Origin of the sequence: Paenibacillus sp. V4I5, from assembly GCF_030817255.1 — a bacterium.
In the GTDB taxonomy this organism is placed as follows: Bacteria; Bacillota; Bacilli; order Paenibacillales; family NBRC-103111; genus Paenibacillus_E.
In genome coordinates, this window is record NZ_JAUSZB010000002.1 from 2,023,850 (window position 1) to 2,049,477 (window position 25,628).

Sequence of the window (25,628 nt, forward strand, 5' to 3'; positions counted from 1 at the left end):
CTTATGTCATCCAATTGAAAAGAAATAGACTGCCATTGGCAGCCTATTTCTCCGACAAGCGGCTTTCGTTATTTGTTATTGTTGAAAATTTTTACGGTTCCGTTATAGAAATCCTCAGCGCCCTTTTTCACATCTTTTTTACCAAAGCCAATTTCCTGCACAGTTGTTTCAATCAGTTTCGTATATTCCGTATTGCCTGGAGGGTTATAACTGATCGCAAACGGCTCTTTATTTGTCGCTGCCGAAACGCGGCTTGTGTAATCATAGATGACCTGCTCAACCGGATTCGCATCCTTCTTCAGAAGATCCCGCATTTTGGAAGTCACAGGAACACCACGATCATTACCAAGAATTTTCGCCGCGTCCGGATCATTGATCCAATAGTTCATGAGCATCGCAACTTCCTTTGGATGCTTCGTTTTCGCATAACCCGATAACCCTTGACTCGATTCGAAAACAACACCGGTCCCTTTCGGTCCACGCGGCAGTTGAACAAGTGCCAGCTTGTCTGGGATCAGGTTTTGATGAGCGCCCAGTTGATTGGAGGCGAGTAAGCTCATCGCTACTTTGCCTGTTACAACGAGTGATTTACTTGTATCTGCAGGCGGATTGGATACTTGCAAAGCTGGTGTTACAACCCCGCCTGTTTTTGTCATCGTATCCCATAAAGTGAACCACTCTTCCGCATCCTTCTGTTCAAAGCCTAGCTTCGCGTTATCCATATCGTAGAGCTGTTTGCCTCTTTGTTTCAGGTAAATATCCATACCGTCTACCGTAAAATTATATGTCCCGAAAACATCTTTACCGAGTTTATCCGTAACTTCTTTGCTGATTCGTGCATAATCCTCCCAAGACCAGCCATCTTGCGGAACTGGAATGCCTGCTTTTTTGAACAACTCCGTATTAACGACGATACCACGTGCGTTAGCTCCGGCTGAGATGTGAAGCAGCTTTCCTTTGAGCGTGCCATATTGGATCATCGATTTGTCCATATCGTTTAAATCAAGCTCTTTCCCCACGAATGGATCCAGTTCAAGCAGCACGTTTTTATTCGCATAATCGACTACGTTCCCTCCGAGGAAAAATGCATCTGGCGCAGTACCCGAAGCCAACTGCGTATTTAGCTTATCAAAATAACCTGAACTCGGAGCAAATTCACCGACAATTTTGATATTCGGGTTTTTCTCCTCGAACTTGCGAAGTGCCTCATTGGTGCGATCTGCTCGCTTTTGGTCACCCCACCACATCACTCTTAACTCTACTGGCTCTGCCTTTGAGGTTTCTTTAGCAGCGCTTGTAGCTGCTGCGTTTGGAGAGCTGCTTCCCGTGCCGGTCCCTGAAGAACAAGCCGTTGTAACGGCCATCAGCATGGCAAGTGTTGTTATCGCAAAGCGTTTTTTCATATGAAATCTCCCCCTGAATACATGATAGTAAACGTTTTCAACCTGATCGTAATTCATTTTTAAAACCAATAGAATGTCATTTCTTCGGGTGTTGATTCATCATTTTTTCGGATTATTTAAGTCCGGTGGTCGCAATTCCCTCAAGAAAGTACTTCTGGAATGAGAGGAAAATCGTCATGATCGGAACTAGCGAAAGAACGGACATTGCGAGCAGCGCTCCCCAATCGGATTCTCCGGATGGATCAAATAACGAGCGAATTCCGAGCTGAACGGTAAATAGCTTGATATTGTTGAGGTAAATCATTTGCGAGAAAAAATCGTCCCATGTCCAGATGAACGTGAAAATAGCGGTTGTGATTAAAGCAGGAACAAGAAGAGGCATAATGATGCGAAAATAAATCTGGCCTTGCCCGCAGCCATCAATGGTTGCGCTTTCGTCCAATTCCTTCGGAATTCCTCGAATGAACTGAACCATGAGTAAGATGAAAAACGAATCGTGCGCTAACCATTTCGGTACGATCAACGGTAAATACGTGTTGATCCATTCAATCTTGTTATAAATAATGTATTGAGGAACTAACGTGACATGGTACGGAAGCATAATAGTGACCAGCATTAGGCTAAACCAAAGCTTTTTGAATCTAAATTCTAACCGTGCAAACGCATAGGCGGCAAAGGAGCATGTGATAATGTTGCCTAGGACGGAGAGAACCGAGATTTGAGCTGAATTCAGGAAGAAACGACCAAACGTTGTGCCCTGCAGCCCTTTCCAACCGTTCATATAATTGTCAAATGTCACTTTCTTAGGCCAAAGACTTGTATCTGAGAATATCAATTGATTCGGCTTAAAGGAACTGCTAAGCAGCCATAAGACTGGATAGAGCATCAACAAGCCAAAAGCGATAATCAACAGATGCTTCAGCAGTTTGGTGTAGTTCGTGTTCAAACTCATCTGTTCATCCCCTTTCATCCTTGCCGTCCCCATAGAATACCCAATACTTCGATGTCACAAATACAATGGCCGTTAGCACACCGATTACAACAAGCATAATCCAAGCAAGCGCAGAGGCGTATCCCATATCGAAAAAGGAAAATCCTTTCAAATATAAATACAAGGTGTAAAATAAAGTGGAGTTTAACGGTCCTCCACGACCATCTCCTATGACATAACCGGGTGTGAAAACTTGGAATGAATTAATAATGCTCATCACTAGGTTGAAAAAAATAACAGGGGATAGCAGCGGAAGCGTTATTCGAAAAAACTGCCTTACCTTGCCAGCTCCGTCCACTTGCGAAGCTTCATAAAGATCAGCAGGCACTTGCTTCAGACCTGCGAGAAAGATGACCATGGCCGATCCAAATTGCCATACTGATAAAGTGATGATTGTGGACAAAATGTAGTCCGGGTGAGCCACCCAAGATGGCCCTTGAATACCAAACCAACTTAGGAATTGATTGAATAATCCATCCCCATCGAATATTTTCCTCCAAACGATAGCGATCGCAACGCTACCCCCAAGCAAGGAGGGAATGTAATAAACCGTCCGATAAACCCCAAGTGCACGAATCCCTTTATTCAGCGCCAAGGCCACTATTAATGCGAAAATAAGTCTTAGGGGCACAGATAATAGGGCGTATTGAAAGGTTAATCCCATTGAGTGATAAAAGGAGTCATCTTCGTTAAAAATTTGCACATAATTGTCAAGTCCTAGCCACCTGGGGGCATTCAATAAATTAAATTTCGTAAAGGATAGATACAGCGAACCCAGCATTGGCCCCAATGTTAAGCAGAAAAAACCAACTAACCAAGGCAATAGGAATAAATAGGCTGTGCGATTTTGCCGCGAAAGGGCGGTTTTACCTAATGATGACATGAGAGCGCCCTCCTCCTTCGTGATCGATAGTGATGAATATTCATCACTTGTAAGATCATCATAAGGATTATAGGCGCTCCTTTGAATGCTATTTCTTCGGCACTTGATTATCAATTTTTTCAGATGCTTTGCGAAGACGATAATCAGATGGCGGCATCCCATACGTGCGTTTAAACTTAGAACTGAAGTAGCTGGCATTCGAGAAGCCTGTCAGTTCAGCGATATCCCATAAGCTCAGCATCGTTTCTTCAAGCAGCTGTACAGCTTTTGCCATACGCACATCTGTGATGTATTGAATGAACGTTTTTCCGGCTTTGGCTTTAAACATTTCGGAGAAATACGAAGAATTATAATTAAAGCGTTCGGCCAACATGGTCAAATTAATATCGTACATATAGTTATCATGAATGAATTGCTCAGCTGCTTGTATCATGGAAAGTTCATCTCCGACAGGATCATTACCGGTGCTGACAATTTTGTGTGCCAGGTTATATAAAAACTGCTTTGCTTTAGCTGCCGTATCGAACCCCCATACCTGCTCGGGACGAATCCACAGCTGTTCTCCGTTATCCAAGGTAATGCGAGCCGCATAGGCAAGCGTGTCCAACATGAGATATAGTTGAAAAATAAGTTTAACGAATCTGGCTTGCGATGCTGCGAAAGCTTCATTCAATTCTTTGTGAATCGCCTGTTCGAAAGCAGCAAGCTCTCCACGAGCCAAGTAACGCTGCATGACCTTATTCGTTTCCTCTGAGAGTACAGCCTCTGGCGTTGATAGATTGCTCAGGGTTTGTGCATCTTTATTGCCCTTCAAATTCCACTCCAAAAGTGAAGACAAATAACCATCCTTCCACTGATTAAGCCCAATAACCGTCTTACCGATGCTAATCACTGGCTGATATCCCAAATGATCAGTCACGGCAATGCGAAGCGTATCGACCAAGTGATCTAGGTTTGTATTCGACGCCACAGCTATAAAATGCATTAATCCGATATAGTTCGCATCGCGGAAAACTTGAATTTGACCAGGGATGATCTCTGCAACTTCCCTGCAAACCATTTCAAACGGCAGCCGCAGCTTGTCCGGTGAACGCTCTAATCGCCCCGCGTCACCCGTGCGTTCCATGAATCCCGCTGTAAGGAAACAAACACGGCATTCCTCCCAGGTATCCAATTGAAACAACTTAGCCTTCTCCCTAATCGTTGCTTCCCGTGCCAATTCCTCTTTAACTAGATGAACGATAAAATGCTCTTTCATTTCTTTATAATATTGCGAAAGCCGCCACTCCATCATAACTTGCTGATCGCGCTCATTTCGCTGCACATCGAGCTCATAGATAACCTTTAGCATAGCTTCTCTGAGTTCATCTTGCGTGACTGGCTTCAGCAAATAATCCCTCGCCTGAGTACGAATAGCTGCCTTGGCATAATGAAAATCTTCATAGCCTGTAATGACGATCAGCCTTAAAGAAGGATAGTGCTCATGGCATGCCTCCAAAAAGGATACCCCATCCATCATGGGCATGTTCATATCTGTAATTACAATGTCAACTGGATGATTCGTCAACCATGCTACAGCCTCTGCCCCGTTTCCCGCCTCCCCTACGATGGACAACCCGAGACTTTCCCAGTCAATTTTGAGTCTAAGCCCTTGCCGAATTTCGGGTTCATCATCGACTATGAGTACACTATACATCGATCGTTCCTCCTTGCAGCGGCAAAATAAGTGCTATATAGGTCCCCTGCTCCTTTGTGGAATCGATCTCAAAAGCAAACAACGGCCCATAATAAAGTTGGCATCTGGCTAAAACATTGCGTAATCCGATCTGCTGTGATCGACTGTTCAATATTTGCTCGAACTGCGAGGTTAACGATTCCGATCTCAGTTGCTGTGCCAGTTCCTCCGGGATCCCGGGACCGTTATCCGCAACTGAAAGGATGAGTCGGTCATGTTCATGTCGTACCCGTATAATTACATTAGCCTCAGCTTGTTCCCTAAAGCTGTACTTCACGGCATTTTCAATTAAAGGCTGCAAAATGAATTTAGGTATGGCGCATTGACGCATATTTGGGTCTTCCTCAACCGTAATATGAAGCCGGTCGGCAAATCGGATTTGTAAGATAGACATATAATGGCGAACATATTTCAGCTCCTCGTCCAGTGGTATAAGGTCGTCACTTATTTTCAATGAGAAGCGCATCATTTTCCCTAGAGATTCAATTACTCTCACAGTATCTTGTGTGCGGTGCTGCATCGCCAGACTGCTCAGCAGCTCTAAGGTGTTAAATAGAAAATGAGGGTTAATCTGCATGAATAACGCTTTATACTCAGCCTGCTGCCTCAACAGCTTTAGTTCAAATTCCGTCTTAATATGGTGCTGCAACTGACTCACCATGTTCCGGAACGTTGTCGTCACATAGCCGACTTCATTCCGAACCTTTGCCTCTTCCGGAATCCGATTCTCAGCGGCGTGGAAATCGCCCATTTGCACATAACGCATCGCGGAGGCGAGCCGAGAGAGCGGTTTGGAAATCCCATGCGAAAGCCATATTGCTGTAGCGATCGCTGCAACAAGCAATAACGATGCGAAGATCAGGATGCTCGTTCGAAGCTTGTAAAGCTTGCCGTATAGATCAGCTTCAGGCACGATCCCAACCAGCAGCCAATTATTAAGCTTCAGCTTTTTATAGACGAGAATGTCTTTAGTGCCCTGCTCATTCTTTACATAGACAACCCCATTCTGGAGATGGTTCGTGCGGATCGTCTCCATTTGTTTCGCTGCCTCCGGATGGGAGGAAGCATATTCATGTTGACCTAGAACTGAGTCTCCCTGCCCATCCAACAGGAATATGGTACCTTTCTCTCCAAGATGAATCCGACTTAGCGGTTCGAGAAAGAATTCGGATTTTACATTGATTTTCATCATATTTTTGGATTGAGAGGGCTCAAAAGTGCCGATAGGAAGCAATAAACTCAGGACGTCAAATGGTTTCGAGCGTCTTACCTCAATCGGGTCTTGATGAGCGGATACCCATTGGATTCCTCTTGTTTTAAAATGATCATACCACCGCTCACTCTTAAACGATGTATCATTGGTGATCTGGTTATCCGAGGAGATCCACATCCCCTCTTGCCGATACACCGTTACCGACGATACGATCGAATAATTGTTCGTCGTCTGTGTCAAAAACTGACTTAGATTAATGTTCGCGAGCATCTTCTCACCGGCGGGCAAAGCCAGATCAGAGAGCGCCGTATCCCAATTTTTCGTTGTGCTGCTATTAAACACAATCGAGGAAACATCGTAAATTTGCATAAGCGCCATATTGACGAACGACCCATATTCGTCCATCTTTTCATAAGCTGACGACTCGATATAGGAGCGAATGATTGAGCGGGACTCCGTGAAAAAAAGATAGGACATCGTCCCGAACGAAACGAACAACAAAACCACAAAAAAAACGATCAATCGGTTTTTGAGCGAATAGAACATCGTAACCCCCCTCAGTCTGCTCAACCATCGCTAGTTAATTACATCCATATAACGCCTAGAAGCTGGGGTTTGTCAACTATAAACATACTTGCGAGGTGTCGAAGCCTTGCTTGCAAATTGTTGTAGGAACTAAAAAAAGGAGCCTTTCGGCTCCGACATGTTCCTATTTGTTTTATTGAGCTGTCCCCTTTGAATAAAAGCGATTGATCTTCAATGAAGTGCGCTAAATAACCAGAAATGGGAACGGATATTACTGGGTACTCCGAGTGAAATCTTACCCTTAAGCAGCAGCCAGAATTTAGTAATCCTGAAACGACGTTTAGCACATGGGTAGTATGCTCTCGTTTGGCGAAAGGTTTTGTTAATCGAATTTGCTCAACCTTACTATCTTGTAAATATGTCAGGTCGGTCTCAACTTGTGCTTCCTCACCCAGGTTAAAATCACTAATAACAGGTTAAAGGCAATGACCGGCAAAATAATTGATAATGGAAGGATGTCAGAGTCGTATGTTGTCAAATCCGTAAGGTGCAGATAACTTTTCATGGCTACGGCAAGAAGCAAAGCTCCTACAGGTAGAATGAAAGGTTTCGTCTCCTTTATCGCGAACATTTTGCCCAGTATTTTTACAACAACATATTGGACAATAATGATCTCAAAAAGCGTAAAAATGGTCCAAATACTGATAATGATAATCTCTATTCGTTCCAGGTATACTCCGAACTTAACCAATTGAATGGCTGAAAAAAAAGGAAACAAGGCTGTTTTGAACAGATTCAACCCTAAAAAACCCATTGATATATACGTCGCTATAAGAAGATACACGCAAGAAAACACCACTCCGACACTGCAGCTTACGAAAATTTTTTTTGGATTCTTCACTTCTGAGAAGAGAAAAGCCAACACTCCCGCTTTTCCGAAGGGAAATCCAAAGGATATCAATGATCCGTAAAAGATAAGTGAAAAGCGGCTTTGAAATTGCGGAAGTAATGGATTGATGTCCATATCCCGAATGATTAGTAAGCAGATCACCACCATTGAAGCTAAAATAAACGGGAGAATCACGAGGACGGACCGTACGATCGATCCGAGGCCGAGCGAAACGGCATAGGTGGTCACGATTGTTATCATTAATATGATCAAGATGGGAGACGTTTTGGGGAGAATAGCAGTTGTATAAAAAAACGAAAGAGATCTAAGGGATAATACCCCCAATCCAATAACGTTCAGTAAGTAAACGGAAAGCACGATTTTTCCCAGCCACTTCCCAAGCAAGATTTCGATAATATCAGTCATGTTTAAGTTGTTAAAGTTTTTTTGTACATAGGTTACCATCCACAATACGATAACTATGACGATCATGGCAGATAGGTAAGCCATCCAGACATCCTGCTTTATCAATTTCGCTTCCAATAAATATAAAGTCGAAAATCCTGACATAAACGTAAAACAGAGGCAGCCTAGTTGGAAATGTGATACTTTTTCTTGATTCACGTTGAATGAACCTCCGACCTAACATTCAAAACTTCTTGTACATATTCAGAAAGCGGTTTGAAAACATACGTATTTATGGATTCCGTCGTTGGCATTATATCGCCGATGACCGGAATAAAGTAACATGTGATACCAGCCGAAAGGACCGACAGAACGATGGCGTCGCGTCGCTTTCGTTGTTTCCAAAGATTTACCGTTATCCTTATTTCGTAACAAACGTAAAGAGCACAAATTGTAAGGATAAGCATTTAATTCCCTCCTAAAGTTTCACTCATTCCAGGTGTGAAGATGTTTACGTCGACGTTGACTTTAATCGGAATCGAGGGATATACGTTGGTCCATTCGTTTTTTATTCTTTTCCACTCGTTAGGGTCATGCTGGCTAAAATAATCAGAAAATCCGACCACATCAACCTTCAACTCGTTTTGGAAATACGCCAGACTTTCTTTTAAACTTTCCTCAATATGCTCGGCAGCAGCTCGCTCCAATTGTCTTAGAGTAACTGGATCGGCAACAGGCAACGATCGATTCATATTGACCATTTTTCCTCTAAAATGAAGATCGATTGCCAACATGGGCTTTCCGTTAGAATGGCCGGAATGAATTGTTTTTTTGGTTGCGTTCAGGAGCAGTGTAACTTTAGAAGACTTAAACGACACGGTTACGGGATATTCAAGGTTTTTAGATTCTTTTTTCTTCGTTAACATATGAAGTGAAAGGACGTCCTTACCCATCAACCAGCCTACCAGTTTTCCCTTGTTAAACACGGATCCCCCGCTAAGGATGAGAACTTCATGGGCACTGTTTTTCGGCTTTGAAGTGCCCAACTTGCTTGTAACAAAGCCTCTGTAAGGATCAGTGCAGTAATTGGCAATATCCTTAAGCTTTAACGATAAGGTATTGCCCAATACATTTTCGTTCATGATTTTTCCGAGAAATTCGTTCGACATCAGATCGCCGCTTTCGGATTTGATCATCATTTTGTCCGCTGCCATTCCCTCGCTGATAAACACGTAGCTGGACATTCGAACTTCGCGCGCGCGGGTTAAATAATCCACGATTTCATAAAAAGAGTGACGGGCCGCGCTCTCCCCGATGACGATAAATTTATTATGCTCCCCAATCAAGATTTTTCCGGCACGGCTTCGCAAATTTCGAGTGGCGTCCATGATAGAATCCCCCGATGCGCTTGCTACCCATTCAATTTTCCCCGTCTTTTCCGTGCTTTTCGTCGTTGCTTGGATGCAATACGCAGTGATAATATATTTACTTTTCTGCTCATCGTAGTCTATACCCGATATCATAACCAGCGCGATATCGCTGATTTCGCGAATATCCGGCGAGCAACCTGTAAGAAGACATAAGAGCACACTCCACACCAAATGCCTTTTAATGTTCTTCATACTCCTGCCCTTCCATCCCTGTAATCAACGTATCTTTCTTCGAGACTCTTCTGTTTTTAATCGGGAGAAGAACATAATGTTCGACTGCATCTTTCCAGTGTTGGGGATCAAACGTGGGTAAGTACAACTTGCCGAATGATCTCAAAGAGCATAAATGCAGGATGATGGCGAACATGCTGAGGGCAAGCCCTAATACGCCAGTCCAAGCAGCAATAAAAATGAGCGGAAACCGAAGCATTCGCAACGAAATTGCCGTATTAAACGAGGGTATTGTAAAAGATGCGATTCCCGTCATGGCTACCACAATAACCATCGGTCTGGACACGATTCCCGATTGTACTGCGGCTTCTCCTATAATGAGTGCCCCTACGATGCTTACGGATTGCCCCACGGAACGAGGGAGCCGCACGCTGGCTTCTCTTAGCACTTCAAAGGCTACCTCCATAATGAATGCTTCCAGAAAAGTCGGCAATGGTATGCCGGCTTTGGTCGTTAGGAAAGCTTGTATCAACGGGGTCGGAATCATCTCCAAATGAAATGTTGTAAGAGCGATATATAATGATGGGCCAAATAAGGAAACAAATAGCGTAAACAATCGTAAAATGCGCAGGAAATTGGCAAAATAAAACTTTTCGTAGAGATCCTCACTTGGATGCAGAAAGTCGGTAAGCATAGCAGGCGCAAGAAGCGCATTCGGGCTCCCATCTGTCAAGATTGCAACTTTCCCCTGATTCATGGCTGTAACGACCCGGTCCGGTCGTTCCGTATTCTGTATTTGAGAAAATGGGGAATAAGGGCTGTCCTGAATCCACTCTTCGATTTGAGCGTTATCCACTACCACGTTAAGACGAATGGATTCCATTCTTCGCTGAACTTCACTCAATACAGTTGTGTCCACCTGATCCTCGAGATATAAAATCATGACTTTGGTCTGACTTTGTCGTCCGACGATATAAGATTTCGATTTTAGCTTCGCGGTCTTTAGCCGGCGATAAACCAATCCCAAATTAATCTGAAGGTCTTCGATGAACCCTTCTCGAGGCCCGCGCAAGTTCGGCTCCATTTTCGGCTCCTCTATCGCACGCTTCTCATAGCCCGGTAAATATATCCCGTACGCTTCGGATCGCCCCTCAATAAAAACAATGATGCCGGCACCTGCAATCAAATCTGCTGCCGAACTCATATTCGGCAAAGCGGACACCAATCCCAACGAGCTTATTGATTCAAAAATGGATTCATCCGCGCGTTTCGTCCGCAGGTGAAGATCCTCGTGAATTTTCGGGACAATATATTGGTGTAATCTTTGTTCATCGACTAGAACGCTTAAATAGGCAACCGATCCGAGTAGTTCGCCCTCGACGTTATCGAAATGATGGAAGCTAATTAGTTCGTTATCCGAATATAAGTGCCGAAGATTGGTCACATTCCGAGCAACTGAAGGATCGATTGTATCCGTTCGCATGTTCATTACAGTTCCTCCAGAGAGGTTCAAAGTTCTTAATGGGAGTATTTGCTAGTTGAACTTAAGTTATTCAACCCATGCTCCCGATCGCTTGACAGCGTCCTAACGGTCCTGTAGGCCATCATGAGTAAGAATAAAACGTTCTGTCCCGGCTACCGATAAATACACCACTTAATAAAAAGAGGTCAACCAGTAAAAACTGGCTGACCTCATACTGCACCGCGCTCCATTGGAGTAAAATTTACATCGATGGCTTTTCCCTATTGACCGGCAGAGACGATTTGGAGCAAGTCCTGAATCATATGTCGAAGCTCGTCCGAGCTCTTGGCAACAGTTTTAAAGCCGCGCAATGCGCCTGTTATCAGATGTGCCAATCTCACTGGAGGAATACCGCTTGCGGCGGTAGGGTACAATTCCAGTAAGTCGGCCAGCAAGGTTTCCAATTTTCCACGTTAATCGAATATAGATCCGCTTTTCCGAGAAATGGTTCAACTCACAATACGGGCTCGAATGACATAGGCTGTAGATTCATCGTGACAATGACTAATGCTAATACTCACTTTATCCAATGAAGCTCTCCATGATAATAAGCAGAAGTCGCCTTTCTCTAACCATAGAGACTGATCTTCATTTATACTTAATCTTAGTCGACCCTCGGTACAATAAAAAGCTTCTGTCACTAAAGAAAATTCCACATCATCCGTGGGACATTTGATCTCATGAGAAGTTCCTTCTTTGATATATAAAGCTTCTAATTCTCCACGGCAGCCTGCTGCTGTGATGAGATTGAAGTCTGTTACCTTCCCCATACTACGTGTGACCCATCCCCCGCTGAAGCTCTCCTGCTCGTAGGGCTTTAACCTCACATGATGTGATCCTTCATATGCTAGAATCACCTCGCCTTCTATAACCATAAGCTTTCTCCAAAAATCAGGAAGGCAGGTGAACAAAGATTGTTCATCTTGAATGCTGGCCGTGCTGATTCTCCATAAAAAATTTCGTTTATTATACTCCGCATGTTCAGGATATATGGCAAGCTGCGTTGTTGTTCCGCCTGACCAAGCGGCCGTTATTTGCTCATGTTTTTTAATGACTTTGATCGAATAAGACATGTAGATATCTCCTTGAATTTATTCTCTGACTAATGAAAAAAAGGACCTGGAAATACCAAGTCCCACGTAGTAGTCTGAACAATGCCCTATTTTTTCTCAGTCATATCAGCATACCAAGAAAAATACGAACCTACCGCATCGTTTTTACGAATCAATTTCTTTGTTCTATCCTTTATCTCATACGCATTGACATTTATGCGTGCGCACCCTGTATCCATGGCTGCTTGAGCAACGGCGGCAGCCACATTGGCAGCAATCATCGGTTCAAACGGATTCGGAATCACATAGTCCCGGTTCAACTTATCTGCTGGAACCAAACCGGCAATGGCATACACAGCGGCTAGTTTCATTGCCTCATTAATCTCTCTAGCACGCACATCTAGTACGCCGCGAAAAATACCCGGAAACGCCAACACATTGTTGATTTGGTTGGGAAAATCGGAGCGACCCGTCCCAACAATTGCTGCTCCGGCAGCTTTCGCTTCTTCCGGCATAATCTCCGGCACCGGATTCGCCAATGCAAATATGATAGAATCACGGTTCATGGAGCTGACCATTTCTTTCGTAAGTGCGCCAGCCGCAGAAACACCAATGAAAACATCGGCTCCTCTCACTGCATCGGCGAGCTTCCCTGTTAGTTTATCATTGTTGGTGATCCGTGCGATTTCCTGCTTAAATGGATTCATGCCTTCTTGTCTTTCTTCATGGATAATACCCTTCGTATCACATACGATGATATCCTTAGCACCCATATGGCCAAGAAGCTTCATGGCCGCTATGCCGGCTGCGCCTGCCCCATTAATAACCACACGAATTTGGTCCATCGTTTTGTCGACTAATTGGAGAGCGTTGATTAATCCAGCCGCAATGACAATAGCCGTACCATGCTGATCATCATGGAAAACAGGAATAGCACATTCCTTTCTCAACCTCTCTTCAATTTCAAAGCAATCCGGGGCCGCGATGTCTTCTAAATTAATTCCGCCGAACGAAGGTGAAAGCTGCTTGACCGTCTCAATCACTTTCTCTTTATCCTTGGTATCTAAACAGATCGGAATCGCGTCTACAGCAAATACTTTGAAAAGTAAAGCCTTTCCCTCCATCACCGGCATAGCAGCATGCGGACCGATATTGCCCAAACCGAGCACAGCCGTTCCATTCGTAACGACGGCAACGAGGTTTCCTTTCATCGTATAATCGTAGACTTTATCTTCTTCAATAAAAATCTCTTTACAAGGCTCTGCAACTCCTGGGGAGTAGGCAAGGCTCAAATCACGGACAGTGCCTACCGGAACCTTGGCAATAACCTCAAGCTTTCCGGCATACTTTTTATGCATGTGAAGAGAATCTTCACGTAAATTGTTCATGATTCATCACCTTCCAAGGAATTTGGGTCAGAGCATCGATTAGATCCAGCCGCGCCATTTTATCGCTTCCACCATTCGCTTTAAACCAACGATATAAGCTGCCAATCTCATATCTACTTGCTTCTGCAAGGATAATTGATAGACGTTGTAAAATGATTTCTTCAAAATTTGTTGAAGCTTTTCATTCACTTCTTCTTCATTCCAATAATATCCCTGATTGTTTTGGACCCATTCAAAGTAAGAAACGATCACCCCGCCCGAGCTGGCAAGCACGTCCGGAACGATCAAAACGCCTTTATTCGTCAAAATTTCCGTAGCCTTCAAAGTCGTCGGTCCGTTGGCCGCTTCCACCAAAATCTTTGCCTTTATATCGGGCGCATTGTCTTCTGTGATCTGGTTTTCAATTGCAGCCGGCACTAAGATATCACAGTCTTGGATTAACAGCTCTTGGTTCGAGATCGCATTCGGGAACAAATTCGTCACCGTTCCGAAAGAATCACGTCGATCCAATAAATACTGCACGTCCAAGCCTTCAGGATCGTAGAGAGCCCCTTGAGCATCCGAGATGCCTACCACTTTGGCTCCAGCCTCGTGAAGGAACTGAGCAAGAAAGCTGCCTGCATTGCCAAAGCCTTGGATAATGACTCGCGCGCCCTCAATCGGAATCCCTGCGACGTGAGCAGCTTCTCTAAGCAATAGCACCACGCCCAAGGCGGTAGACGATTCTCTTCCAATCGATCCGCCTAAAACGAGCGGCTTGCCTGTAATAAAACCTGGTGAATCGAATTCCCGGATCCGGCTGTATTCATCCATCATCCACGCCATGATTTGTGAATTCGTGAACACGTCCGGCGCTGGAATATCCTTTGTCGGCCCGACTAGCTGGCTAATAGCTCTTACATAGCCTCTGCTTAACCGTTCCAGCTCTCCGAAGGATAGCGTGCGCGGATCGCATTGGATTCCGCCTTTTCCTCCGCCATAGGGAAGATCGGCAATGCCGCATTTAATCGTCATCCACATGGAAAGAGCCTTCACTTCGTCTTCGGTGACCCCGGGATGAAAGCGAATCCCGCCTTTGGTCGGTCCAACCGCATCATTATGCTGCGCACGGTACCCTGTGAATACCTTTACCGAACCGTTGTCCATTTTCACGGGAATACGTACGGTTAGCAACCGAAGCGGTTCCTTTAGCAATTCGTATAAGGATTCCGCGCATCCCATTTTGTCGAGAGCAGCTTGGATAACAAGCTGCGTTCTGCTCAAAACATTCAAGCTTTCCGCTTGCATAGGCTTCTCTTTTAAATCCGTCGGAGCTTCCATGATGATCCCCCTCGAGTCTTAGTACAGACTATTTAATGAATCCGTTTTCCCTCCAAGACCACCATTTTTCCTTGTTTGAATACGGAATGGACATGGTTGATCCCAAAGTGATAAGGCAGATAGGCCAAGTTATCCGCATTGAAAATAACCAGATCGGCCTGTTTGCCCGCTTCCAAACTGCCAATTGTATTCGCTTTTCCGATCGCGTGAGCCGCATTGATGGTCACAGCCGTCAGAACTTCCTCCGGCGTCATCCCTAAGTTCAGGCAGCCCAGCGTCATAACAAGCTGCATAGATTCCGTTGGCGAACTACCCGGATTATAATCCGTGGATAAAGCTATGGGGAGTCCCATTTCTATCATCCTACGCGCACGGGCGTGATGCTTCAGCCTTAAATTAAAAGAAGTGGCCGGCAGACAGACGGCAATGACGCCAGCCCGCTTCATCGCTTCCAATCCTTCATCTGAAGCAGCTATCAAATGTTCGGCAGAGATACAGCCCAGTTTGCCGGCAAGCTGCGCGCCGCCCATCGGCTCAATTTCGTCCGCATGGATCTTCAAGCCGAAGCCCATCACTTTTGCGGCCAACAGGATTTGCTCTGATTCTTCCACAGAAAATACGCCATGCTCACAAAACACATCGCAAAATTCAGCAAGTCCCTGACGTTTCACTTCGGGAAGCATTTCTTCAATGATAAACTGAACGAATTCTTGAGACCTGCCCTTATATTCTTCTGGCACCATATGAGCACCCATGAAAGTAGATACCAAATCTACTGGATGTTCTTGATTGAGTTTGCGAGTGACTCTGAGCTGCTTAAGCTCATCATCCAGAGTTAGACCATATCCGCTCTTAGCTTCAGCTGTGGTAACCCCATAAGAAAGCATGGTATCCAAGCTTTTCTTAGCCTTTACGTACAACTCTTCTTCCGAAGCCTGACGGGTTGAACGGACTGTGCTGAGAATACCGCCGCCTTGAGCTAAAATTTCTAAATAAGAAGCGCCTTTCAGCTTTAAGGCTAGCTCATTCTCGCGAGATCCGCCGTGAACCAAATGGGTATGAGGATCAATAAGTCCCGGGGTAACAAGCTTACCCTCAGCATCATACTTATGAGTTACCGGCAGTTCACCGATTTGAGCCAAAACTTCTTCTCCCGATCCCGCTGCAACAATGATACCGTCTCTGATTGCCACAGCTCCCCTTCGAACATCCGCAACCTCAGACATTTCACCGCCTCGGCGTGGTTCCTGAGTTCCTTGCATGGTGATCAGGGTACCAATGTTATAGATCAGCAGGTCAATTCGATTGTTCTCCATCGTTTCTCCCCCTCGAAATACAGCAAGCCCGATTGGGCTTGCTGCGAGTTATCATCATTCATTTTATATATTCATTACTGATTAAATGCCCATCATCGGTACGCGAACGCCGCGTTCCTTCGCCGTTTCAATGGCAATCTCATAACCGGCATCTGCATGACGGATGACGCCCATTCCAGGGTCCGTGTTCAAGACGCGGGCTAATCTTTCGTCTGCTTCTTTGGAACCGTCCGCAACTACGACCATACCTGCGTGCAGCGAGTACCCCATGCCTACGCCGCCGCCATGATGGACGGAAACCCAGCTAGCACCTGATGCTGTATTCACAAGCGCATTCAATATGGCCCAGTCACCGACAACATCACTGCCGTCTTTCATGGACTCGGTCTCACGGTTTGGAGAAGCCACGGACCCGCAATCCAGATGATCACGTCCGATAACGATCGGCGCGGATAATTCTCCAGTGCGCACCATTTCGTTAATAGCTAGCCCCATCTTGGCCCGTTCCCCATACCCCAACCAGCAAATACGAGCTGGCAAACCTTGGAATGCAACTTTTTCTCTTGCTAATTCGATCCATTTACGCAGATGCGCATTTTCTGGGAACAGTTTCAAAGCAAGTTCATCGGTTTTGTAGATATCTTCCGGATTACCGGACAATGCCGCCCAACGGAACGGTCCTTTTCCCTCACAGAAGAGCGGACGAATGTAAGCCGGAACAAAACCAGGGAAGTTAAAGGCATCCTTAACCCCTTCATCAAGAGCCACTTGGCGGATGTTGTTGCCGTAATCAAATACGGTTGACCCCAGTTTTTGAAGATCAAGCATCGCCTGCACATGCGCAGCCATCGACTTTTTGGACAGCTTCACATACTGCGTCGGATCGTTTTTACGCAAGTCAGCCGCAGCTTCCAATGAATAACCGACCGGCACATATCCGTTAAGCGGATCGTGGGCCGATGTTTGATCGGTTACGAAATCAGGCACAATTCCCCGTTTCACAAATTCTGTGAAAACCACTGCTGCGTTTCCTACTAGCCCAATAGCGAGTGCTTTTCCCTCAGCTTTCGCTTCGTTCGCTAGCCTCAAAGCTTCATCCAGATCGTAAACCATGACGTCACAATAACGAGTGTCGATTCTGCGTTGAATACGGGTTGGATCTACATCTACACCGATGACCACGCCATCATTCATCGTTACGGCGAGTGGTTGAGCACCGCCCATACCGCCAAGTCCAGCCGTTAATGTCAAGGTACCTCTTAATGTGCCTCCCGAACGCTGCCTAGCTGCCTCAGCGAAAGTCTCATAGGTCCCTTGCAAGATGCCTTGCGTACCGATATAAATCCAGCTGCCAGCCGTCATTTGTCCGTACATCATAAGTCCCTGTTTATCAAGTTCATGAAACGTCTCCCAGTTGGCATAGGCCGGAACAATGACCGAGTTGGAGATGAGAACCCGCGGCGCATGCGAATGTGTTCTGAATACACCAACCGGTTTCCCGGATTGTACTAGCAGGGTTTCATCCGCTTCCAGGTTTGTTAAACATTCTACGATCTTGTCATAAGACTCCCAGTTCCGTGCAGCCTTGCCGATTCCGCCGTAAACGACGAGATCTTCCGGACGTTCTGCTACGTCAGGGTCCAGATTGTTCATCAACATACGCAGGACAGCTTCCTGCTGCCAACCTTTTGCTGTTAGCTTCGTTCCGTGCGCTGCTCGAATCGTACGTTTGGTTGATTGTTCCATGAATAGTCACTCCTCTATGTTGTGTTCGAATTCATTTCGTTTCATATATCCCGTCAAGAAAGTCAATATGACATGCAAGGCAGTCCTAACCGTCGCTCTGCGGGGGTCTTGCATTGGATCTACACAAACAATATCAAAGCCTCGTACCTTAGGATGCTGCCCTAATAGGAATACGGCTTCCAACAGCTGCCATGAGGTCATTCCGGCTGGAACGAGCGCTGGCACACCTGGTGCATAAGCTTGATCCAATACATCCATGTCAACGGTTACATAGATAGCATCCGTCCCGTCACCGGCAACCTCCAGCACCTGTTTCACCAAGGATTCGATCCCATTCTTGGCAACTTGTCGCGCTGTATATTGGGTGATTCCTTGCGCCATGGCATATTCATGGTACGCTCTTGAATTGGCGAAGCTGTGAAGTCCGATTTGTGCAATATGGCGGCCTTCAACCGTGCCCGATTCGATCAACCCGCGAATTGGCGTTCCGTTGGAAGGACCACCGTCCTCCAGATTCCGGACATCCATGTGGGAGTCTAGTTGAACGATCCCCACCTTACCACCGACATGGTGCTTAATCGCTTTCACTGAGGGGCAAGTGATAGAATGATCGCCGCCAGCAATAATCGGAAACAAATGAGGCATTGCGGCATAAATGTTCTTCAGCCCTTGTTCGATATTGGCATGACAGCGCAGCAGATCCGTCACATGCATCTGAATATCACCTAGATCACGTGCATGTAATTCCTGCAAATCGACACCGTGGTCGATACTGTATGTTGTAACATTTGTAAATAGTTCCCGTAATGCATTCGGTGTCATCGAAGCGCCTGAAATACTGATCGACGTTTTAGAAAGCGGAACACCGATGAAACCGACTTGGACTTCTTCCTCGCCTTCCCAAGGGGTCAACCACTGGGATACCTTGGTCTCGAATCGATCCCGCCAATTGGAGTTTCGTACGAATTCTGGCGGATTCAGCAGTTCAATTTGTCTCAAAGCTGCTTCCCTCCTGTAGGTTGATGAAACAATGTTTGTTTGTTCTTATGACTCCATCATACTTAAAATAGGAGCATCTGAATCTAGCCGAATTTGCGGAAAGGTAGCACAATATTACGGTTTAACCTTAAACGGATCATTCTTATGAAAACGCTTAAAAGCCAACCCCTAATAGGGTTGGCTTAAAGTGATTATTCCTATAACACTAGCACTGGGCTGATGACCGATAGTCCGTCGGACTGCACCCCATAATCATTTTAAATTTCCTTGCAAAATAGTTCGCATCCTGAAAACCGACTCTCGCTGCAATCTCTTGCATGGTTAATTCCGTTTTCTCTAAGAAATAAACCGCCTTCTCAATACGAACCTTATTTAGAAAGTCGACAAAGCTTACTCCCGCTTCTTTCTTGAATACATGGGCAAAATAATGGGTGCTCAAGTAACAATGCTGGGCAATTTCTTTTAATAACATTCTGTCTTGATGATGCTCTCTTATATAGACAATGGCGGATCGCACAATAGGGGACACCTCTAGGGCATGATCGTCCGACACTTGCTTGGCTAGCTTCCTCCAGTATGCGCACAGCTTTTTAACAAATTTGTCATACCGAATGGTACTGTACAAGTCTTGAAGCATTCTTGCATTTTCAGATAAAATTTCAGAAGCATTACCGCCTAAGTCGACAACCATTCTTGACAAAGAGAGTACTAGATCATAGGCTTCTGACTTAAATAGATCAATATTGTGCTTATACGATCGGGAAAGACTTTCTAATAACTCGACCAAATAAGCAATCGAACCTTCTTCATCGCCGATTCGGACACGTGACAGCAATTCGATTTTCTCTTCGTGGGTCACCGGCTTTGCACGTTCTTCCTGAATGCTTCTTTGTCCTTCATATTGAAAAATCATCCGGTTTCCTTGAAAGAAACGGTCGATCAATGATTCTTTGGCTTCGCTGTAGGAAAGATGAAGCTTGTAAGGATCTTCGTAATAGGTGCCTATTCCAGCTGAGACAGAAAAGCCCTTCGCATCTACGAAGTTTTGAATTTTCCGGACCATGCCATACGTAACTTGCTTATAGGACGGTTCTACGGGTTGAACCGATTGGAGTTCCAATAATACAGCTAATACGCCTTCTCCTACCCATACCCACAGGAATGGCAAGGTGATACTCTCAAAAATCGCTTCCACCAGCACCTGCCCGATCTCAATACTCCATTGCAATGACTTGTCTAAAGCCAAATCGGTATAACGGTCGATGGATAAAACGATAACGACTTGGGGCCGCGGTTCGATGCCAAGCCGCTCACGCATTTCATCAAAATCCGCTTCATGGATTAACGTCCCGGATATGAGAAGTTGCGAAAAGGAAGCTTGGGCCGTATCCAATTTCATGGTCTAATCACCTCCCCCTATCTTAAAAAAGAAGCCGTTTTACTCCTAAACTTCAGAGAAAACCGCTTCCATGTTATTTTATTCTATCTCACCTATCATGACTTCAACAACCTTTACGATATTTTCCGCAATACCCCATATTTATGAAAATAATTACGAGCGTAGTTGTTAATAATAGGTAATGATTATTAACGGCGGGGTGATAGTGACATGAAACACTTTAAAAATAGAATCCAAACACCCACGGAAACAGAGACAATCCAGTTAGAGTCTGGAGATATCGAACTGAAAATTGCTCAGATTGGGGAACATTTATCACATACTGAGGACCTAAAAATTCATAAGCTCGTATTTAACAATCAATCTTGCGCATTGCTATACGTTGAATCCCTTGTAAAGGCCGAGTTCATTCAATCCAATATTATTAAGCCTTTGTTGGAAACAAACTCAGGCGTTGTTGAACAAATCGTGACATCAATCGAAATCACGAAATCTTCCGATGTTCTTCAAATAGGAAAATTATTAATGAATGGTTTTTGCATGATGGTCATCGAGAATGATTCCGCCGCGATCATGATGCTAGCCGCGCTATCACAAGGCCGATCTATCGAAGAACCCAAAGGCGAACAAATCATTCAGGGATCGCATGAAGGCTTTATAGAAAGTTTAAGCACGAATATTTATTTACTCCGCAATCGAATCAAAAGTCCTAAATTGAAGGTAAAGTACTTTACTTTAGGCAATGTTACGAATACGAAGGTAGCTATGATTTATATGGATAACATAGCTGCTCCAACTATCGTTGAAGAATGTGAGAAAAGGATTAAGACTATCGATCTTGATTATTTGTATTCCGTTGGTACTATTAACGAGATGATCGAAGAGCACCCATTTTCGCCTTTTCCTCAATCCATTCAGACCGAACGGCCGGATCGAGCTGTTTCTTATTTAATGGAAGGAAAAATTAATATTCTCGTTGACGGCAGCCCCAGTGTTTTGGTTCTTCCCATCACTTTTTTTGCATTTTATCAATCTCCTGATGATTACAACAACCGATGGACCACAGGATCATTTTTTCGGTTGATTCGATTAATTAGTTTCATTTTGGCCATTTCTTTACCCGCGATCTATATTGCTACCGTGTCGTACAATTCCGAAGTGCTTCCGATCGGAATTCTATATTCCGTAAAGGTTTCATTAACATACGTTCCATTACCCCCTATCTTGGAGGCGATCGTCATGCAAATCATTCTTGAATTGCTGAAAGAGGCTGCAATCCGGTTGCCATCACCCATTGCCCAAACGATTGGTATTGTAGGGGGATTAGTTATTGGCACAGCCGTAGTGGAAGCCCATTTGGTTTCTCATACAATGATCGTTGTCATCGGACTGACGGCGATTGCATCTTTTGTAACTCCGCTAAACGAGTTAGGCACCAGCTTGAGAATTTTAGGGTTTCCGACAATGCTTGCCGCATCTTTGTTTGGTTTTTTTGGAATTTCCATCGTGATGATGATCATCTTTATTCACCTTTGCAAAATAGAGACATTAGGGATACCTTATTTCGAACCATTTGGTCCTTATTATGGTAAGGAGGGTGTAAAAGATATTTTTCTAAGACTTCCTATTTGGAGGTTCAATAAAGTCCCACAAAATGCAGAACCCGGCCACAGTAAACAGTCATTCTTCGTGAGGTGGAAACGCTCTTGAATCCTACGATAAGCAGATTCCAATTGTTTTTTTTGATCATCAAGACGCAAATTGGAATAGGTCTCTTATCCTTGCCTTCGAAAATTCAGAGCACAGCTAAGGGAGATGCCTGGATCTCGGTTCTTATCGCAGGGGTCGCCATTCAGCTATTGCTTTTCGTGTACTGGCATCTGCTCAAAAAATTTCCAAATCACACCTTAAGAGAAATTACGGTTCGAATGCTTGGACCTTATATGGGTAAAGCTCTAAACCTCCTTTATTATGTTTTTTTTATTGTTATAGCTGGATATGCGAGTACACTCTATATTCAATTAGTTCATACTTGGATGCTCTCACTTACTCCTGGTTGGGTTCTACTTTTGCTCATCATAGGGACCAGTGTTTATCTGGCTACGGAAAATTTGCGCGTCATTGCAAGATTTTTTGTATTAACTTCCGTACTATTCGCTTTGTTGCTCCTGATCAGTTTTTTAACCTTTTCGAATGACATGCACTTTTCTAACATTTTGCCAATAGGTGAATCAGGTGGTGCGCAAATTTTCAAGGGAAGTGAAAGCACTTTTTTTTCAATGCTCGGTTTTGAGGTGATCCTCTATTTCTCCGCCCACGTACAAAAAAGTCCCAGAGGTTTGCTTAGTGTAATCTCATTAGCAAATTGCTTTGTTACCTTATTTTATACGTATTTTGTATTCATTTGCCTGATCGGATTTAGTCCTAAAGCGTTACAACAGGTGAATGAACCCGTTTTGTTTATTTTTAAAGGATTAACTTATCAACTGTTTGACCGCTTAGATCTGATCTTTTTGACGATTTGGATTATTCCAATGACCTCCACCATCGTTTCTTACCTATGCATAGCCGGAAAAAGTCTAACTGCAAGTCAAAGTTCTTATCGAAAGATGGTATGGATCAGTGCGGTTCTTATCTATCTATTTGCTTGGTATCTATCCAAATTGGAAAATTTGGATTTATTCAGTAAATGGTTTGAATATGGATACCTGATTATGATTGCAGCAATTCCAATTTTGTTGTGGATGATATCCTTCCTGATAAAAAATAATAATAAGGTCGGGTCAACATGAGAGTAAAACTTTTTCTTACGGTTTGTCTAGGAATTCTTTTAATGATCCTAACAGGGTGCTGGGACATTCAATATTTAACTACTAAAAAGATGGTAAATGGGATAAGCCTTGATGCTGCTAAAGATAACCAAATTAGTGGGACTGTTAGAGCTATCATTTTGGAGAGTAAAGGCGGCGGACAATTCGATGTGAAGGATGAAGTCATGCAAGCAACCGGGGATTCCGTTTTCAAAATTGGTTCTACGATTGACAGTATGCTTCCAGGTACCATTGAAGCAAGCAAGACTCATGTTATGATCATTGGGGAAGATCTGGCGAGACGAGGGATTATGCTCCCTTTGGAGACCTTCTACCGGAATCCTAAAGGGTATCTGAAAACGAATATTTTAATAAGTACGGGATTAGCTTCTGAAATACTATCATTTAAAAAAATAGAGAAGAGTCCAGTCGCTTTTGGCATTAAGCAAATGATTAATGGAGCAGAGAAAACAACGATTGTTCCAGAGCAAACTCTGTACTCCTTATGGAGTCAAATCTCTGACCCTGGTGAAGATACGGTGCTGCCTATGATTCGTAGAATTAAGGATAAAGCCCTAATCGTTGACAGTATCGGATTATTTGATGGAGACAAATATACCGGAGTGACATTGTCGCGGGAAAGCAGTACAATCTTATTGCTTCTAAAAGACAAGCTAAACAAACATGCATTCATGGATATTCCAATTCATCAGAGCTCTGGACAGAGCAAGCCTAAAAAGTTGGAGACTAATGTGATTTCATTTGAAGTACGTAAATTAAAGAGATCATTCGAAGTTTCTGTTGATAAAAATACGCAGGAAATTGAATGTTCAATTAAGGTTGACCTCTTCGGTGCCATTAGCAGCTCCCCAAGCAGTATGGGCCAAAAAATCGACCGCGAGCAGCTAAATCAAGAATTATCTGCATCACTAAACACACAAGCAGCAGGTGTCGCAAACAAATTGCTAGAAGCGAACTGCGATGCTCTTGGAATCGGCAGAAAGCTGAGAGTAAATCACTCTGAGCTGTGGAAAAACATCGACTGGAAGAACAAATACAAAGAAGTGAAGTTGAAGCCTAGTATTCAAGTCCACATAACAAGTACAGGTGTCATCAACTGAACGTATGGGAAGGTATACTCGCGGGCATGTCCATCATTTCCAAATCATCGGAATCGAGTAAGTCGCTGAAAGTGCAACAGCCGGTTAAGAGTCGCTTGACTCCTAACCGGCTGTTGTCATATCATTCGCACCATTTTACGCCGCAACTGCTGCCCTTCTCGTGCTTCTTTCGTCTTCATTCGTCATAGACCGTCTCTGTTCATTTCTCGGAACTCCCGTGGTGATAGACCGTTTATCTTGCGGAATAGCTTCGAAAAATAATGCAAAGATGAAAATCCGTGCTTGTCTGCGATCTCGGTGATGTTCAGATTCGTAAAGAGGAGGTCGTCCTTCACCCGATTGATCCTGAATTGGATGACATACTGGGTTGGTGTCAATCCGGTTGCATCTTTGAACAAATCAAAAAAGTAACCACGGCTAATGCGCAGCTCTCTGTAATAGATTTCCAAAGGCTGCAGATTTCCTTGTACCAGATCCTGATCCAATCGCTCGAGCAACTTGGACATGCGGAGATTGGGGATATGCTCCTCTTTCAGGGCAAAAGTGAGAAAAAACTCGATAAACTGCTGGAAGCTGCTCTGGATCTTTAAGCTGCGAACGTAAGTCCTCTCGTTTGTATAGTAATTGTTAGTATAAAACTTCTCGAATAAATCTATCCACAGCCGCAGCTTCTCCACTTTCACATGCTCGGGTAAAGAATAAGGAAATGCAGGTCCGATCAGGGTAGAAACCAGCGTGGCTGCATCATAGCAGATCATGCTCGGGTGGGTGAATTCGGCCCTACGATCTATGTAATACCAATCGAAATAACAGCAGATGTGGACCATCGGGTCTTGGCTGTCGGCAACCCAATGATGGGGCTGCCCTGCTGGTATGTACACGAGAGAGCCGGCTACCGTTTCATAAGTGCGACCATTGGTGTGAATGACACCTCTTCCCTCGCTGATCAAATATAGGGAGGAGGCATAACAGATCCGATTCTTGCTAGTCTGTCCTTTGGAGAATGGGTACCGGGTTGCAAAGTACACATAAGGATGTAAGTCGGCGAAATCCATCCATGATCACCACCTTATTCGAAAAAATTAAAATGTAATTGATATGACGATTGTACAAATAATTGACGATTTTGCAAATACAAAATAAACCGAATACTGTAGTATTTTTAAGTAAGGACGAAGATTTCTAAGGAGGATTTAACATGTTAGATACCAAGTATTTGTTGACAGATGAGCAAATGATGCAATTTATTAGCAAAGGATATCTTGTACTTCAGAACGACATGCCTCATCAACTTCATTTGAGCATCATGA

General features: G+C 44.3%; 20 protein-coding genes. 3 read left to right on the forward strand and 17 right to left on the reverse strand.

The annotated features are described in order from the left end of the window. Nucleotides 1-68: 68 nt before the first annotated feature. The 16 genes from QFZ78_RS11325 to QFZ78_RS11400 all read right to left on the reverse strand — a co-directional run bounded on the left by QFZ78_RS11325 (nucleotide 69) and on the right by QFZ78_RS11400 (nucleotide 20,387). The gene (locus tag QFZ78_RS11325; RefSeq protein ID WP_307547481.1) at nucleotides 69-1,403 is read right to left on the reverse strand and encodes an ABC transporter substrate-binding protein; all 1,335 of its coding nucleotides are present in this window, start codon (nucleotides 1,401-1,403) and stop codon (nucleotides 69-71) included. Nucleotides 1,404-1,515: 112 nt separating this feature from the next. Next, complete coding sequence (locus QFZ78_RS11330; RefSeq protein ID WP_307547483.1) at nucleotides 1,516-2,355, reverse strand: carbohydrate ABC transporter permease; 840 nt, start codon at nucleotides 2,353-2,355, stop codon at nucleotides 1,516-1,518. A gap of 4 nt (nucleotides 2,356-2,359) precedes the next feature. Beyond that, a complete protein-coding gene (locus QFZ78_RS11335) occupies nucleotides 2,360-3,277 on the reverse strand; it encodes a carbohydrate ABC transporter permease (RefSeq protein ID WP_307547485.1) in 918 nt (305 codons plus the stop codon). 88 nt (nucleotides 3,278-3,365) lie between these two features. After that, the gene (locus tag QFZ78_RS11340; RefSeq protein WP_307547486.1) at nucleotides 3,366-4,973 is read right to left on the reverse strand and encodes a response regulator transcription factor; all 1,608 of its coding nucleotides are present in this window, start codon (nucleotides 4,971-4,973) and stop codon (nucleotides 3,366-3,368) included. Further along, a complete protein-coding gene (locus QFZ78_RS11345) occupies nucleotides 4,966-6,771 on the reverse strand; it encodes a sensor histidine kinase (protein ID WP_307547489.1) in 1,806 nt (601 codons plus the stop codon). Before QFZ78_RS11345 ends, QFZ78_RS11340 begins: the two co-directional genes overlap by 8 nt. Before the next feature lie 400 nt (nucleotides 6,772-7,171). After that, complete coding sequence (locus QFZ78_RS11350; RefSeq protein ID WP_307547491.1) at nucleotides 7,172-8,263, reverse strand: GerAB/ArcD/ProY family transporter; 1,092 nt, start codon at nucleotides 8,261-8,263, stop codon at nucleotides 7,172-7,174. Between the two features lie 248 nt (nucleotides 8,264-8,511). Then, nucleotides 8,512-9,666: a Ger(x)C family spore germination protein gene (locus QFZ78_RS11355; RefSeq protein ID WP_307547492.1), complete on the reverse strand. Its 1,155-nt coding sequence runs from the start codon at nucleotides 9,664-9,666 to the stop codon at nucleotides 8,512-8,514. After that, nucleotides 9,653-11,134 (reverse strand): spore germination protein, encoded by a 1,482-nt coding sequence (locus QFZ78_RS11360; protein WP_307547494.1) that lies wholly within the window; start codon nucleotides 11,132-11,134, stop codon nucleotides 9,653-9,655. The genes QFZ78_RS11355 and QFZ78_RS11360 overlap by 14 nt, the downstream gene beginning before the upstream one ends. A gap of 254 nt (nucleotides 11,135-11,388) precedes the next feature. Further along, nucleotides 11,389-11,571, reverse strand: a complete 183-nt coding sequence (locus QFZ78_RS11365; RefSeq protein ID WP_307547496.1) for a hypothetical protein — start codon at nucleotides 11,569-11,571, stop codon at nucleotides 11,389-11,391. 45 nt (nucleotides 11,572-11,616) lie between these two features. Further along, entirely contained in the window at nucleotides 11,617-12,240 is a 624-nt protein-coding gene (locus QFZ78_RS11370; protein WP_307547497.1) for a HutD/Ves family protein, read from the reverse strand. A gap of 86 nt (nucleotides 12,241-12,326) precedes the next feature. Next, nucleotides 12,327-13,607 carry an NAD(P)-dependent malic enzyme gene (locus tag QFZ78_RS11375; RefSeq protein WP_307547499.1) on the reverse strand — a complete coding sequence of 427 codons (1,281 nt, stop codon included), beginning with the start codon at nucleotides 13,605-13,607 and terminating at the stop codon, nucleotides 12,327-12,329. Between the two features lie 39 nt (nucleotides 13,608-13,646). Continuing rightward, nucleotides 13,647-14,927: a Glu/Leu/Phe/Val family dehydrogenase gene (locus tag QFZ78_RS11380; protein WP_307547501.1), complete on the reverse strand. Its 1,281-nt coding sequence runs from the start codon at nucleotides 14,925-14,927 to the stop codon at nucleotides 13,647-13,649. Between the two features lie 32 nt (nucleotides 14,928-14,959). Beyond that, nucleotides 14,960-16,243, reverse strand: a complete 1,284-nt coding sequence (hutI, locus tag QFZ78_RS11385; RefSeq protein ID WP_307547503.1) for an imidazolonepropionase — start codon at nucleotides 16,241-16,243, stop codon at nucleotides 14,960-14,962. An 81-nt stretch (nucleotides 16,244-16,324) separates the two neighbouring features. Beyond that, nucleotides 16,325-17,989, reverse strand: a complete 1,665-nt coding sequence (hutU, locus tag QFZ78_RS11390; protein ID WP_307547505.1) for a urocanate hydratase — start codon at nucleotides 17,987-17,989, stop codon at nucleotides 16,325-16,327. Nucleotides 17,990-17,995: 6 nt separating this feature from the next. Next, on the reverse strand, nucleotides 17,996-18,988 hold the full coding sequence (gene hutG / locus QFZ78_RS11395; RefSeq protein ID WP_307547507.1) for a formimidoylglutamase: 993 nt from the start codon (nucleotides 18,986-18,988) through the stop codon (nucleotides 17,996-17,998). Between the two features lie 205 nt (nucleotides 18,989-19,193). Then, nucleotides 19,194-20,387, reverse strand: a complete 1,194-nt coding sequence (locus QFZ78_RS11400; protein ID WP_307547509.1) for a helix-turn-helix domain-containing protein — start codon at nucleotides 20,385-20,387, stop codon at nucleotides 19,194-19,196. A gap of 210 nt (nucleotides 20,388-20,597) precedes the next feature. Here QFZ78_RS11400 and QFZ78_RS11405 point away from each other — a divergent pair, with 210 nt between their 5' ends. The 3 genes from QFZ78_RS11405 to QFZ78_RS11415 are packed head-to-tail and all read left to right on the forward strand — an operon-like array spanning nucleotide 20,598 to nucleotide 24,318. Then, entirely contained in the window at nucleotides 20,598-22,097 is a 1,500-nt protein-coding gene (locus QFZ78_RS11405) for a spore germination protein (RefSeq protein ID WP_307547511.1), read from the forward strand. Continuing rightward, the gene (locus tag QFZ78_RS11410; RefSeq protein ID WP_307547513.1) at nucleotides 22,094-23,179 is read left to right on the forward strand and encodes a GerAB/ArcD/ProY family transporter; all 1,086 of its coding nucleotides are present in this window, start codon (nucleotides 22,094-22,096) and stop codon (nucleotides 23,177-23,179) included. Before QFZ78_RS11405 ends, QFZ78_RS11410 begins: the two co-directional genes overlap by 4 nt. Beyond that, nucleotides 23,176-24,318, forward strand: a complete 1,143-nt coding sequence (locus QFZ78_RS11415) for a Ger(x)C family spore germination protein (RefSeq protein WP_307547515.1) — start codon at nucleotides 23,176-23,178, stop codon at nucleotides 24,316-24,318. Before QFZ78_RS11410 ends, QFZ78_RS11415 begins: the two co-directional genes overlap by 4 nt. A 182-nt stretch (nucleotides 24,319-24,500) precedes the next feature. Here the strand turns inward: QFZ78_RS11415 and QFZ78_RS11420 are convergent, their stop codons facing one another. Further along, nucleotides 24,501-25,373 (reverse strand): AraC family transcriptional regulator, encoded by an 873-nt coding sequence (locus QFZ78_RS11420; RefSeq protein WP_307547517.1) that lies wholly within the window; start codon nucleotides 25,371-25,373, stop codon nucleotides 24,501-24,503. Nucleotides 25,374-25,628: the final 255 nt, after the last annotated feature.

Excerpts from the sequence above, each read along its gene's own strand:
- QFZ78_RS11330 (WP_307547483.1), bottom strand. The coding sequence starts at position 2,355 with ATGAGTTTGAACACGAACTACACCAAACTGCTGAAGCATCTGTTGATT.
- QFZ78_RS11355 (WP_307547492.1), bottom strand. The coding sequence starts at position 9,666 with ATGAAGAACATTAAAAGGCATTTGGTGTGGAGTGTGCTCTTATGTCTT.
- hutU (WP_307547505.1), bottom strand. The coding sequence starts at position 17,989 with ATGGAACAATCAACCAAACGTACGATTCGAGCAGCGCACGGAACGAAG.
- QFZ78_RS11415 (WP_307547515.1), top strand. The coding sequence starts at position 23,176 with ATGAGAGTAAAACTTTTTCTTACGGTTTGTCTAGGAATTCTTTTAATG.
- hutI (WP_307547503.1), bottom strand. The coding sequence starts at position 16,243 with ATGGAGAACAATCGAATTGACCTGCTGATCTATAACATTGGTACCCTG.
- QFZ78_RS11345 (WP_307547489.1), bottom strand. The coding sequence starts at position 6,771 with ATGTTCTATTCGCTCAAAAACCGATTGATCGTTTTTTTTGTGGTTTTG.
- QFZ78_RS11405 (WP_307547511.1), top strand. The coding sequence starts at position 20,598 with ATGAAACACTTTAAAAATAGAATCCAAACACCCACGGAAACAGAGACA.
- QFZ78_RS11360 (WP_307547494.1), bottom strand. The coding sequence starts at position 11,134 with ATGAACATGCGAACGGATACAATCGATCCTTCAGTTGCTCGGAATGTG.
- QFZ78_RS11370 (WP_307547497.1), bottom strand. The coding sequence starts at position 12,240 with ATGTCTTATTCGATCAAAGTCATTAAAAAACATGAGCAAATAACGGCC.
- QFZ78_RS11375 (WP_307547499.1), bottom strand. The coding sequence starts at position 13,607 with ATGAACAATTTACGTGAAGATTCTCTTCACATGCATAAAAAGTATGCC.
- QFZ78_RS11340 (WP_307547486.1), bottom strand. The coding sequence starts at position 4,973 with ATGTATAGTGTACTCATAGTCGATGATGAACCCGAAATTCGGCAAGGG.
- QFZ78_RS11325 (WP_307547481.1), bottom strand. The coding sequence starts at position 1,403 with ATGAAAAAACGCTTTGCGATAACAACACTTGCCATGCTGATGGCCGTT.
- QFZ78_RS11420 (WP_307547517.1), bottom strand. The coding sequence starts at position 25,373 with ATGGATTTCGCCGACTTACATCCTTATGTGTACTTTGCAACCCGGTAC.
- QFZ78_RS11400 (WP_307547509.1), bottom strand. The coding sequence starts at position 20,387 with ATGAAATTGGATACGGCCCAAGCTTCCTTTTCGCAACTTCTCATATCC.
- QFZ78_RS11380 (WP_307547501.1), bottom strand. The coding sequence starts at position 14,927 with ATGGAAGCTCCGACGGATTTAAAAGAGAAGCCTATGCAAGCGGAAAGC.
- QFZ78_RS11335 (WP_307547485.1), bottom strand. The coding sequence starts at position 3,277 with ATGTCATCATTAGGTAAAACCGCCCTTTCGCGGCAAAATCGCACAGCC.